The sequence below is a fragment of the Actinoplanes sp. DH11 genome, assembly GCF_020873875.1.
GTDB lineage: Bacteria > Actinomycetota > Actinomycetes > Mycobacteriales > Micromonosporaceae > Actinoplanes.
In genome coordinates, this window is record NZ_JAHWGU010000008.1 from 309,186 (window position 1) to 322,142 (window position 12,957).

The window sequence follows — 12,957 nt, forward strand, 5'->3', positions numbered from 1 at the left end:
CAGCTACCACGACTTCAACCTTGCAGAAAGGTTCCGGTATGCACGATGACGACACCGCACTGGCCCAGCTGCGCCGCTGGCAGGAGTCCGGCGGCCGATGGCGCATCCTGACACGCGGTACCGACACGGTGACGATCGCGTTGCTGACCTGCGACACCGGCGAGGAAGTCGATCGTATGTCGAGCACCAGCCCGGCCCTGCTCGCGTACCTCGGCGAACGGGACAGCAGCGAGGACGACCTCACACCCGCACACCGCCCGGCGCAGCAACCGCAGTCCGTCGTACGGGATCGCGACACCATCGGCAGGCCCCGCAACGCGCGGCCCCGCGACGCCCTCGGCCGCCCCTTGCAACCTGGTGCCCAGGGCGGTGTCCCCACCATGCCCGACGATCTCGACCTGACACCCGCCGACGCACTCCAGCAAGCACAACAACTTCTGGACGACGGCCTGCCCTTCCACGCCCACGACGTCCTCGAGGCGGCATGGAAAGCAGCTCCCACCGACGAACGCGAACTATGGCGCGGCCTCGCACAACTGGCGGTCGGCCTCAGCCACGCCCGCCGCGGAAACATCACCGGCGCCGCCCGGCTGCTCCAGCGCTCGGCAGAGCGGATCAACCCGTACGAACACCGCGCCCCACACGGCATTGCCGCCGGTCGGCTGAGCGCTTGGGCGCGCACGGAAGCCGCCCAAATCAGCGACAACAACACCAGTGACATCCCGATGCCGCGACTCACCGCCTGACAACAACCAACACGCCCCCGCCAACCTCACCAACCGCTCCCGAGCTGCACCGAAGACGATCGGAAACCGATTCCGTGAACTCACTCTGGCTGTCGCTCACCGACAGCACCGACCACCCGGCCATCCACAAGGCGACCCGCGAATATCTCGAAGGCTGGCTCACACCGCGCCGGGTCAGCGATGCCCTCACGATGGTCACCGAACTCGTCCACCACGTCGAAGGCACCGGGCGAAGAAGCGAACTCATCTTGAGCCGCCACGACAACACCCTGCTCATCGAGGTTGTCGCTCAAGGTTTTCCACCCGCACGTGCGCCTGCCGACGGCAATCCATCGCGTACACAGCCCACCCGCGCACACAACTGGGGAACCCATCCGACGACCACCGGCGTCGTCGTCTGGGCCGAAATACCGCTCGACAACCCAAAGCAACCGCGTCTACCTACGCCCCCCTAACGAGTGACACCACTGCGCGCCTTTCTCCCTCAAGCTCGGCATAACGAGCTCGACCAGGAGGGACAACGCGATGGCCAGCACCGGCAAGACCTTCAAGCGATGTGGATGCCGCAACAGCCGCGGGCAGCGGCTGGAGCAGAACTGTTCCCGCCTGGCCCAGCGTGGTCACGGGTCCTGGTACTTCCACTGCTCCGCACCGAACCTGTTCGGCCGTTCCGAACGGATCCGCCGGGGCGGTTACCTCTCGCAGGCCGCTGCCCGGCAGGCGCGGGACGAGACTCTGGCCGACAGCGCCGCCCGGCGTACCGGTGCCGGCTGGACGCTCGAACGGTGGCTACGGCACTGGCTCGACACCCGCACCCGTATTCGGCCGACCACCCGGCTGCACTACACCCGCGACGTCGAACTCGTCCTGATTCCTCGCCTCGGCCACTACCGGCTCAGTCAGCTCGACGGTCCGCTGCTGTGCGCCGTCTTCGCCGAGATCGCCCAGACCACCAACAGCAAGGGCAAGCCGCAGTCGCCGTCCGCGCTCAACCACCTACGCACCACCCTGCGGGCGGCATTGAACCTCGCCGTCCGCGAGGAGCTGATCGACTCGAACCCGGCCCGGCACATCGAAATCGTCGGCTACCGGCGCCCGCATGCCCAGGTCTAGACCGAAGGCCGCGTCGAGCATTGGGAACTCACCGGCGAACACCCGACGGTCGCCGTGTGGACTGCCGCGCAGCTCGCCGTCTTCCTGGAAGCCACCGGCGAGGACTCGCTGTTCGCGTTCTGGTGGCTCGCCGCCCTGCGCGGGCTACGCCGCGGGGAGCTCTGCGGACTGCGGTGGGCGGCCGTCGACCTCGACCGCGGACTGTTGTTCGTCGAACGCCAACGCACCACCGCCGGCTACCAGGTCGTCGAAGGCGAACCCAAAACCGCCGCCGGCCGCCGCGCTGTCGCCCTCGACAAACACACCGTCGCCATCCTGAGCGCCCACCGCAGCCGCCAGCTCGCCCACCGCGACAAGCGCCACGGCAACGGCCAGGCATGGATCGACTCCGGCTACGTCTTCACCCGCAAGGACGGCGAACCGATCAACCCGAGCTACGCCACCACCCGATTCCGGAAACTTACGGAACGGGCCGGCCTACCACCGGTCCGGCTGCACGACCTGCGGCACGGCGCCGCGTCCCTCGCCCACGAGGCCGGCGCGGACCTGAAACCTTGCAGCGTAGGCGACTCGGGCGGAACGAGGGGTCGGCGGACGTAGTCGGCCGGCGAATGCGGCAGGATCTGATCGATGACGCAGACCCGGTAGAGCCGATCACCACCGACAGTCGGCGGGACACCGTTGACGCTGGTAGCAGCGAACATCCTGCAGCCAGCGCACGTAACGCTCGACGTCGACCCGTGCTGCTTGTAGCGGGTCCAGTGGCTGGGCGGCCGACCAGCGCAAAAAGACCTTCAGGTCGGAGTCGGTGTGCATCCGCGATTGGCCGCGCTACCGGCCGAGGTACGCGGCGACTGCGGCCGCCAGGAGCCGTGGGTCGGAAATGGTCGAGGTGGGCTGGAGTGCTGTCGAGGTACTCATAACGCTCGGTTCGACCGGTCGACGCCGGCCCTGACGGTCTGGGCCATCCGTGATACGCCGCGCCTACCCTGTTGAGGCGCCGGGCAGCGGTGCACCTTCATGCGGTTCTCTCCCCGCGATGGCCGCTGCTCGGCATCTGATCTTCTCTTACGGCATCTCGCTCGCGGCGGCAGATGCGTTCATCCCAGCCGGCCGTTTGATACCCCAAAGGTGCTACGCGGGGCCCTGCGTAGGATCGTATGGTTGTCGCTACCACTACGGCAGGCGGGGATCGTTGATTAAAGCTGATGACCCTACTGGTGCGAAGCTGCTCAAGGCTTGGCTGGAAGGGCTGCGGACGCAAAGCAGGAAAAAGAAGCCGAGATTTGAGGCACAGCGCTTAATCCATCCCGGCCTGACACCCGCCGATGGTAAAGGATTTCTCGCTGCGGAGGCACAGTCACGACACGATCATCCAGGGTCGCCGAGTCCTCTGGGCGTGACGCTGGTCCGTGCAATACGTCCGGCCGTAAAGGTGGAAAGCTTCGATCAGCCGGAGTTTGACGCACTGCTCGGGGCGTTACTTACCTTCGCGACTGAGAGACGGTGCCAGGTAGTACCAGAGATATTCCTAGGGGTCGAAACTGGGGTCATGGCCGTCCCCCTCGGTGGTCGGATCGATCCCATCCTGGACGCCCCACTGCCCCCGTGGAAGCAGGTGAATCGCAGATTTCTCGACGTTGCGACGCGCGTGACAAGCCTCGGGCAGAAAGACATGCAGACGATCTGTTCGGCAATTCACATGCACTACTGCGCGACCCTGTTATTGCCAAGCGACGTCTCAGGTGCATTTTCGCTCCTGGTCGGCGGGATCGAGGCATTGGCGCAACGGTTCGGTGAGAAGTTCAGTTCATGGTCTGACTGGTCAGGTGCTGAGGAGTGGGACGCGTTCATGGCGCAGATCAACCTCGACCAAGATCACGCCGCCGCAATTCGCGAGCGCCTTCTGGATGATCGCCATCTCAAGCACCTAAAGCTTGCCGAGTCATTTGCGAACTATGCGGCCGCCAACATACCGCTTGGCTTCTGGCGAGAGCCTGTCCGAACCTATGAATGGCAATATGATTCGCTTTCGCGTGCTGCGGTCGGCGGCATGTGGTCAGAGGAGTCGCCGACGCATTTCTTCACCACCTCCGACGAGGTGCGGGTAGCGTTCAAGAATGCGTACGGTGTGCGGTCCTCTTTTATTCATGCTGGCGAACGCCGGGTCTCCTACATGTCTGATTCATTTCTCCCTGCCGCACCGCCCGACAAGCCGACCCTAACTATCGCACAGTTGCGACGTAGTCTCTGCCACTTAATCCACATCGAGCTATCGAAAGGAAGTCCGTCGCTGAATGGGCTGGAGGAAACCGGCTTCGTTTAGCGCTCGATGCCGTGTCCGTACGCGCGGCGCCTGATCTGGGTGTCTGGCTACGGCGACCACACCCGTAGTTGGAGAGGGTGGCAGCCCGTTCGAGCCGGGCCGAGTCCGGGGCCGCTTCGCCGTCTTTGAGCGGCCCCGTGCCTCACCGCGGAATGAGAGTTGAATAAACCCTGGAACCGCCAGTCTGCGGTTGCCCGGCCCGTCCGGCGCGCCACCAGTCGGGATCCCTCGCTGCATACCACAACAACTGGGAATTATCGCGTTGCATTGTGCCAGGGCCTCGATCTACCGTCTGCGGCGGCACGTGCGGAATCGAGCTAAGGCATCCAATACAGGTGCCCCGTACCCTCGGTGATGGACCAGAGACTTACTGGCTCCCCCCATATAGTAGGAGGCGTGTATGGCCCGCGACGACGCTTGGCTAAACTTGCGGTCATTGCGGTACCAGCCGCCGGCCTATGCCACTAGCGGAGGCCGACGGTCGATGTTCCGGGCTTCGCTGGAGCAGTGTGAGCAGTTCCTGGCAGCGGCGGAGAGCTCTGGCTATGCGACTCGACCAGTGCATTTATTTTACGCGTTGTCGCAGGGAAGCAGGGCTCTGGTAGCGGCTTCGCCGAGAATCGGCAACCAGCAGTGGCAGGTGACCGGTCATGGGTTAAGTATGGTCTCCGCCGCTCCAAGTATCGGCGATGTTGCGGTCAAACCCACCGGTAACGGATTGTTTCAGGCCCTCGCAGTAAGCCTTGGCGCAGAGTCGCTAGCCGAAGACGCCGCTGTTACGGTTGGCGAACTATGGACGGCTGTCCCTCTGCCTGCCGGCACTCCTCCGCTGTCGGCCGCCGCAATCCACTCAGTGCTCGCCTTTATGCCACCCTCGTGGCCTCGTGACGAACCATTTTGCGAAGCTCGAGCGGCATGGATCCTTCCGGATGTTGAAAAGTCTTACGGGAGCGATGCCGCAGGACTTAAGGCCCATTTCGATCGATATCCCGCACTGCGGAATACTCGCTGGGAAACCGGAGGCGACGGCAAAGCTCGTTGGGACCGTTCGGATCTAGTCTCAAGCTTGCGATTTTACTGGGACGATCGGAACGGCCTGCAAACGATGAGTGGACTAGGGGTAGTCCAGTACAGCGGACGCGACGACTATCTGATCACGCCATCCATGCCCGGGATGACATCGGGCCTGCATCCAGTGCTGGCATGGTGGGCGGTCCTTCTAGCGTTGTCGTCTATGGCCCGATACGAGCCGACATCTTGGTCGCGGATGATTGATGTCGACGCGTGCGCTGAGGCTGTAGCAGTAGAGCGGCTGCTAGATGCTGCACTCTCGGAGATCCCAGGCATGTTGTTGCACGCGCTTCGACTGCTGCGGTAAGAGGGTTCCTTCAGGCATGCTTGACACCAGCAGGTCCGCCGGGATTTCGTGGGGAACCTAGACTCCAGCACTTTGAGCAAACGCTCGGACCTGGCCGGGCGTGCCGGCTACGGCTACAGCGCCTCCCATTCACGCTATTTCTGGGGCATGCGCCTGTACCTGCTCGCCACGGCTGAGAGGGCGGTTCGAGATCCTTCAGGATGATCTATGCGTTGGGTCCGTTTGGAGAGTGTTCCGCAGATTCGCCGTAGATAGTGATCACTCGATGGCGCGAAAGATGAATCGCGGTCACGACCGGTCGTGGAGCTGCACCGTTGGCTGGTCATGGAGGATCGAAAGCGGTATCCCAGCGATGTCACCGATGAGCAGTGGGCGTTGATCGGCCCGTTCCTGGACGCCTGGAGATCCCGGCGGATCTCGGTCGCGGGACGCCAAGGCGAGCAGGATCTTCGGGAAGTCGTGAACGCGATCCTGTACCAGAACCGGACCGGTTGCCAGTGGGCGTATCTGCCGCACGACCTGCCACAGAAGGCGGTGACCTACTACTACTTCGCGTTGTGGCGAGACGACGGCACCGATCAGACCATCCATGACCTGCTGCGCTGCCAGGCCCGCGAGAAAGCCGGCCGCACCGAAGATCCGTCCGCGGTCATCCTGGACACCCCGTCGATCCGGGCTGCGAACCACGTGCCCGCCGCCACCACCGACAAGGACGCCGGCAAACGGGTGCCTGGCCGCAAACGCGGCCTGACCGTGGACGCTCTCGGCCTGATCATCGCCGTGATCGTGACCGCCGCGAGCGTCAGCGACAACCAGGTCGGCATCGGTCTGCTGCACAAGGTCGCCAAACACGCCCCGACGGTGACCCGCGCCTTCGTCGATGCCGGGTTCAAGCAGGACTTCGCCCTGCACGGCGCGGTGCTGGGCATCGACGTCGAGGGCGTCAAACGATCCGACATCCGGCCCGGGTTCGTGCCGGTCAAGAAAAGGTGGCTGGTCGAGCAGGTCAACGGCACCCTGATGCTGCACCGCCGGCTGACCCGCGAGTACGAGAGCCGGCCCGAATCGTCGGTGTCGCGGACCCTATGGGCCTCGACCGCCAACATCGTGCGCAGGTTGACCGGCGCCGTCACCGCGACCTGGCGGTGAACCGCCCATGCATCTGGCCGCGATCCTCGACCTGATCGCCGAACGCGAGACAACCGCAGGCCAAACCGCCGACCGGCTCCGCGAACAGATCACCGCCCTCACCGCCGAACTCTCCCGCCTCGACAACGAGTTGGCCGACCTGGCGACCACCCGCACCACCCTGCGCGACCTCGCCGCCGACCAGTTCACCGACGAGGACCCGACCATCGCCAGCGCTCCCTACCAGCAGATCCTCGCCGTCCTCACCGCGAACCCGGCCGGGATGCGCGCTAAAGACATCTGCCTTGCCGTCGGCGTCGACCCCGCCCCGAAACACGTCGAAGGGGCCCGAGCACGACTCAAACGCATGGTCCACCGAGGGATCCTGACCGAGAACGAACCCGGAATATTCACCCTCGCCCCGAAACGGAGCTAAGCTCCCCTACCACCCTCTGCGGCTCAGCGCCGCCACGCACATCGCCCAGCCGCGTGCTGTCCCGCGTCCGAGGGAATCCCGCTCACAAACCAAGCGGCGGCTCCCCCTACGTGGCGACGCATTGCTGCGACGAAAGGATGGCAGGTCGATCATGGACGCGACTACGCCAACACCAGCCCCGCCTCACGGCGAACCCCCGCGAGCGCCGAGGTCCGTTTGGCTCGCGCTGATCCTGCTGGCCGCGACGCTCGTCGGCGCTGCAGCCGGCACGCTGACCTTCGCCGATGGCGCTAGTCCCGGTGCCGCAGTTCTCACCGGTGGTGGCGCCTTCACCGGGGCGGTGCTCCTGCTGATCGCGTTGCACCATTTCGGCACCGGTGATCATGGGTGAGGATGCCGACCTTTCTGTGACGGCCGGCGGGCACAAGCTCGCTGTACCTCGATGGGGTGAGTTTCCCCGATTCGGCTCACAAGCAACGCTCCAGCGTCCCCTACGTTGCGAAGGTCCGCAGATCGATGGCCGCCGCCACCGAACCGGAATGGAGGTAAGGCTCGAGTGGACGCCGACAATGCGGTTGCTGAGGTGACAGCCGTGTCACCGGACAAAGCGATCATCGTCGCGCCTGACGACTTCGTTGTCTTCTTCCGTAACAGCTACCGCAAGCTTGTGGTGTACGCCCTGCATGCCGGCGCCGACCATCATGACGCCGACGACATCGTCCAAGACTCACTCAAGGAGCTGCTCCTGGCCTGGGACGATGTTCACGAACCGCTGGCCTGGGCACGGCGAGCAGTTCGCACGAACCTGATCAACTTGCGGGAACGCGAGCATCGCCAGCTCATCCGCCAGAACAAATACCTCGCCGCCACCTTCGAACGATGCGCCGACGAACCGCTGGAATGTGGCATCGAGGGCGTCCACGAGCTCCTCACCCTGTTGACGCCGTCGCAACGCATCGTTGTACACCACCTACTCGACGACTTAACACCCAAAGAAGTCGCTCTGTTGCTCGGCCGGTCCTACGAAGCGATCCGCCGCACCCTCAGCGACATCCGAAGCCGGCTGGCACCCGCCCGCACCGACCGCTTCCACCGAGGCGCTCACCCGTCACCTGCCGACAGCACCGCCGTGGGGAAGGAGGACCAGTGACCACGACTACCCCCGACCCGGACCACGACCGCGCTGGCACGCTCAGCGGCCTGTTCACCGACCTGCTCGACCTGGTCGACGAGAGCATCGCGAACCTCACCGACGCGCAGGTCGAGCAACGTCTACACCACGCCCTGATCAGTTGCGGCTACACGCCGATCACGTCGCTTGCCGACCCGCTGGAACACTTGGTGACAGATGAACTCGACCTGCCCGGAGGGATGCCGGCCTTCACCGAGATCGGCCTCTGTCTCGAAGATGTCCAGCTGCTGCTAACCGCCGCTGATGCCGCGCTACTGCGGGCCCGGCAGCTCGAGGACCAGGCTGAGCAACGCAAGGCTGCCGCCGCCCAGGACGCCGAGACCATCTTGCGGGACGCCTGCTACCAGGCGGACCAGAAGGCAGCCATGACGGTGCACGAGGCGCAGCGTAAGGCCGCCGCCATTGTGGCCGCAGCCGAACGCGACGCCGCAGGAATTCTGGCGCAAGCCCTGGGGCGGGCATGGACGAACGACAGCTGGGCTGTCGACGTCGGACAGACACCCGTGCTGCTGCTGGTCGAAGTCGTCTGGCCTGGCGACGATGCGCATGACACGACGGGCGCCATCTCGGAGCTTCACACCATGGCCTCTCTGCCTTCAGTAGCGCCGCCTAGCGGCGCCGACCACAGCCGCAGCGGCGACGCTCAGGTGCCCGCGGGCGGGATCCCGCTACTGGTGTGGTCTCCCAGCTCGGTGCCGAGCCCGCAAGCACCACACAGGCTGCCTGCACCAACCGACGTCGGTGTCACACCGGCGCCGTTGGATGCTGCAACCACTCATTCGCAGTGCGCTGACGGGTCATTCGACACTGCGCCCGCTGCAGGTTTCGTCGTTCACACGTCGGCGCTGGTCTTGATCGAGGACATGCACGCGTTCACTGACGACAAGAATGCTGAACCAGCCGAGCTGCACGATGACACCGCCATCTCCGGCACGGCGATGGCCTGCACCGTCGGCGCGGAAACGCTCGAGGTTGTCGACGACAACGGTCACCGTGTCACGGAGCACCTCGTCGCCGCGCTCACCGAACAAGGCCACACCGCCGTCGTCGTTCGTGACCGCACCGGGAAACGTGTCATGGGATGCATGGTGGCGTTGATCAGGCGTATTCGCCGGCCCGCTGAACACCGGCCTGCTGCCGGCACGGACGCGTCCTGGCACCCGCCGTCCGCGCTCGGCACCACACGACAGGCCAGCCAGGCGTAACGCCTGTCCGCACATCATCGTGCCAGCACCACACGAAGGCCCGAACGCCGCGTCACGCTCGGCGCTCGGGCCTCGCTGGGTTCCCACCGGGTCCGCGGCGACGAATCTGGACCCGCACCTGGCAGCCAGGCGTCGCCTCGCGGCCAAGAAAGCGGGGCGTAGCCCATCATGGCTGGCATTCACACTCCAGCGGCGGGGGGCCAGTGCGGCGACGCTGGAGCTGCGGCCATCATGAGCAGTACGGCAAGCCGGAAATGTGGGCATCCCAGCAAGGCACATCCGGCCGCCGCCGGAACCCTGCCGCCGTTGCTCTCGCAGTGTTGGTTGTCCTGCGCCGCAGGATCGGGTCGTGCCGCTGTAGTCCACCACGACGACCTGCACTCCAGATCGAAGCGATGCCCGCGGCGCAGGATCCGGCATCATGTCAGAATGCCGCCTTGGTCGGTTTCGTGCGGCGGACAGCCTTACCCGTGCGGCTGCGGGCCTCGGAGCCGGCCCGCACGCGCGGCGGACGTATAGTCTGCTCGTCGCGAGACGGCGAGCGTTGTCCCGGCACGGCACGACGGCGTGGCACCGTTTGCTGCCAAACCTGCGTGACGAGCGCTACGAACGCCAGGTCTCTGCGATGCAGTCCGATTCCCCAGGTCTCGCGATGTGTGGACCACCATTCGCGTGCGATGGGACTGGTGAACATCCGTGAGGCGTAGTGCCGGATTTGAGCGTCGGACATTTCTCCGATCTTCCAGTTGACGAACCAGCTGTTCATCATGAGGTTGGCGTAGATGATTTTCCGGCAGTGCGGCGAGGTGGCGATGTCAGGATCGACGGCTTGGAGCAGTTCGGGGTCGTCGATGCTCATCTTCATCACTTCAATGTGCCGCTGCCGGGCGTCGAACAGCGTGATCAGTGCGGCCTGACGGAATTGCAGTCGTACCGAGATGCCGATGCCGAACAGGCCGGCTGCGGACAGTACCGCCGAGATCCCGCCGTAGGCCTGCCCGATGTTGGACATGGTGATCCAGTCGTCTCTGTCGCCGAGGAGGCGCAGAAGCAACAGAGGAGAGACAAGAATGACGGCGAGCAGGGCAGTCAATGCACTCGCGCCGGCCAGGACGATCGCATACGGAGATCCGAGAGTGCGGGGACGGTTTCTGGGTGCCATAAGGGGATTCCAGGTTTCGTGAATGTAGCGCAAGGCGGCAGCCGAGCAGGGAGAAACGGTGAATGCAGTGTTCACCCATCGCGTGCGTCGGCTTACCATGAAGGGTGGAGCGCCAGCATGAGGTTGCAGCAAAACAGGGCGGCGTCACGCTGCACAGGCGCGTTCCGGGACGCCTAGCAGAGTGACCGTGATCAGCGACAACGTCGTCAGCTGATCCACGGCGCCGTAGCCAGGCATGGATTCCGTCGGCCGTAGGGGGAGCCACGGCGCACGGATCTTGCGGTCATGGACCGGAGCTGGCCGGATCTGGTGCGGTGCGCCGTCCTGGAGGAGTAACACCGTGCCGCGCGGTGTTGGATGCGCGCGGAATGCGGTTAGGATTCACCGCGTCTCCTTCCTACTGAAGTTAGGTACGGGGACAGGGTGGCGGTCGTATCCGACACGACCGCCACCCGCTTCCAATCTCATGTAGAGATGTATCATTTGGTTGGCCGCACACGCCACACATGTTGTGCGCTATTCACATTTCCTTGCTGGATCTTCGGTTCGCCGCCTTGAAGCTCTGACGCGGAAGCCAAAGGATCTGCCGTTCGTCAATACGGGACGGCCAGCATTCATTCCTTCGAGGCACCCGAGCGCACGTGCTTGCCCATGGCGCCGCAGCAGCTCGCCGTCGCACCGTGGACTGAAGTTGGAGACAACGTGTGCGCCAGCAATGCGAACCCGAAGCTTCTTCGAAATACCTGCGGACAGGATGTCCGGCCACAAATCATAGATCTTCGGACAGACGCGCCACTCCACCGTGGGACAAGATGGAACACTGTAGAACCTCCTGGAGCACAATAAGACGGTGCCTATCGACGACCGTTTGAGTGCCTCAGAACAACGGCCCAACCCGCTGTCGGTCCGGACAGTCTCTGAACTGGCACGTCAGCTGCGCCTGTTGCGGCTGCGGGTACCACGGCCGCAGCCAACCGACGACCCCCTGACCCTGCGGGCGCTGGCCGCCATGACCGCGCTGCCGGTCAGCACGCTGTGCAATGCTGAATCCGGCAGGATCCTGCCCCGCACCGAGGTGGTCTACCGCATCGCGCAAGCCTGCGGCGCCCCGCCCGAAGACTTGCCCCTCTGGACGCAGGCCCGTCAGCGCGCCGCCGAAAACCGGGCCCGCCCAGCGCGGCCGACCAATCCGGTGAAGGTTCGCGATGGCCAGGTGGTCGCGGCCACGGAAAAAGCCAGCATCATCGAGGAACTGCCATCCCTGACGGCAGCGAGCTACCTCGACACTCTCGCGCCGCACGTGGCCGCCGAGTGCCTCACCACCATCGACCGGCGCGCAGCGGCCGAACGACTCAGCGTCATGTCGTTGAGCCACGCCGCAGAGTGCCTCGCCCTCATGGCCCCCATCATCGCCGCCGAACTACTCCAGACGGAAAAGCCGACGATGGCGGTGGAACATCTGCAGGCGATGCCGGCCCGCGCGTGCCGGCATGTTCTTGCCGCCATGGCCACCCACGATGCCGCACAGTGGCTGTCCTTCTTGTCCCGCAACATCGCCTACAGCCTTGCGGCCGAGATGCCTCTGGCCTGGAAGGCGACACTGCTGATCACGACCACACTGCCAACAGCATTGGCCACGGAACTGCTGTTTACCGGCAGGTACGAGTGGGCCGTCTCGGTGCTATGCGACATGCCCACCAACCGCGCCGCCAATCTGCTAGCCACCATGGCCGCAGACCCCGCATCAGGATTGCTGACCGGCCTGCCACAGCAACGCGCCGCTGAGCTCATTGCCGCCATGCCCGCGAGCCGCGCGGCGTTCATCCTGACCGAAACCGAGGACGACACTCTCGAACAGATCTTGGTCGAGATGCCTGCACAGCTGGCAGCAACAGTCCTGGCCAACTTGCCCGCGCGGCGGGCAGCCAGATACCTGGCCCGTTGCAAGCCACGACGCATGAACCAACTACTCAGCCTCACGTTGCCACCACGGGCCGCGACCATGCGCCAACTGTTAGTGCCCGCGCCGCAAAGCCTCCCGTTTGTCGCTGCTCCCCCGCGGACCGCAACGAGGCGCACGAAACCGACATCGGCTCGACGACAAGCTGCCGCATCCGGATCCTCGCCGAGCCGCGATAGCTGAGCTAGTACGGCAGCCGCCGTTCGTGAGGTGACCTCGGATCCCGCGGGAACGAGGACGGCCACCGCATGATCGTCTGTGCGTTGTGGACACAACATCAGACCTTGCGGTGGCCGAGAGCCACAGCGTAG

The 12,957-nt window shown here is 64.8% G+C and carries 12 protein-coding genes and 1 pseudogene; 12 read left to right on the forward strand and 1 reads right to left on the reverse strand.

Annotated elements, in window-relative coordinates; translation table 11 throughout:
• The first annotated feature begins 38 nt into the window (after window positions 1-38).
• From LPA41_RS14645 to LPA41_RS14690, 11 genes and pseudogenes are all read left to right on the forward strand, one after another.
• Complete coding sequence (locus LPA41_RS14645) at window positions 39-746, forward strand: DUF309 domain-containing protein (protein WP_229070913.1); 708 nt, start codon at window positions 39-41, stop codon at window positions 744-746.
• A 74-nt stretch (window positions 747-820) separates the two neighbouring features.
• Window positions 821-1,201 (forward strand): hypothetical protein, encoded by a 381-nt coding sequence (locus tag LPA41_RS14650; RefSeq protein ID WP_229070914.1) that lies wholly within the window; start codon window positions 821-823, stop codon window positions 1,199-1,201.
• 70 nt (window positions 1,202-1,271) lie between these two features.
• Window positions 1,272-1,859: a hypothetical protein gene (locus LPA41_RS14655; protein WP_229070915.1), complete on the forward strand. Its 588-nt coding sequence runs from the start codon at window positions 1,272-1,274 to the stop codon at window positions 1,857-1,859.
• Between the two features lie 54 nt (window positions 1,860-1,913).
• Window positions 1,914-2,459: a site-specific integrase gene (locus LPA41_RS14660; protein ID WP_229070916.1), complete on the forward strand. Its 546-nt coding sequence runs from the start codon at window positions 1,914-1,916 to the stop codon at window positions 2,457-2,459.
• A 952-nt stretch (window positions 2,460-3,411) separates the two neighbouring features.
• Entirely contained in the window at window positions 3,412-4,185 is a 774-nt protein-coding gene (locus tag LPA41_RS14665) for a hypothetical protein (RefSeq protein WP_229070917.1), read from the forward strand.
• 400 nt (window positions 4,186-4,585) lie between these two features.
• Window positions 4,586-5,563, forward strand: a complete 978-nt coding sequence (locus LPA41_RS43280) for a YaaC family protein (protein ID WP_374238161.1) — start codon at window positions 4,586-4,588, stop codon at window positions 5,561-5,563.
• A gap of 78 nt (window positions 5,564-5,641) precedes the next feature.
• A pseudogene (locus tag LPA41_RS14670) lies at window positions 5,642-5,740 on the forward strand (IS982 family transposase); the annotation flags it as partial.
• Between the two features lie 147 nt (window positions 5,741-5,887).
• Window positions 5,888-6,712 (forward strand): IS5 family transposase, encoded by an 825-nt coding sequence (locus LPA41_RS14675; protein WP_229070918.1) that lies wholly within the window; start codon window positions 5,888-5,890, stop codon window positions 6,710-6,712.
• A gap of 7 nt (window positions 6,713-6,719) precedes the next feature.
• Complete coding sequence (locus tag LPA41_RS14680; RefSeq protein WP_229070919.1) at window positions 6,720-7,127, forward strand: hypothetical protein; 408 nt, start codon at window positions 6,720-6,722, stop codon at window positions 7,125-7,127.
• Between the two features lie 556 nt (window positions 7,128-7,683).
• Entirely contained in the window at window positions 7,684-8,277 is a 594-nt protein-coding gene (locus LPA41_RS14685; RefSeq protein WP_229070920.1) for an RNA polymerase sigma factor, read from the forward strand.
• Window positions 8,274-9,524: a hypothetical protein gene (locus LPA41_RS14690; protein ID WP_229070921.1), complete on the forward strand. Its 1,251-nt coding sequence runs from the start codon at window positions 8,274-8,276 to the stop codon at window positions 9,522-9,524. The genes LPA41_RS14685 and LPA41_RS14690 overlap by 4 nt, the downstream gene beginning before the upstream one ends.
• A 424-nt stretch (window positions 9,525-9,948) precedes the next feature.
• Here the strand turns inward: LPA41_RS14690 and LPA41_RS14695 are convergent, their stop codons facing one another.
• Window positions 9,949-10,761, reverse strand: coding sequence for a DUF6082 family protein (locus LPA41_RS14695; RefSeq protein WP_229070922.1), 813 nt, complete (start codon window positions 10,759-10,761; stop codon window positions 9,949-9,951).
• A gap of 775 nt (window positions 10,762-11,536) precedes the next feature.
• On the opposite strand from LPA41_RS14695, the gene LPA41_RS14700 reads away from it, so the two are divergent.
• Window positions 11,537-12,829, forward strand: a complete 1,293-nt coding sequence (locus tag LPA41_RS14700) for a magnesium transporter MgtE N-terminal domain-containing protein (protein WP_229070923.1) — start codon at window positions 11,537-11,539, stop codon at window positions 12,827-12,829.
• Window positions 12,830-12,957 lie beyond the last annotated feature (128 nt).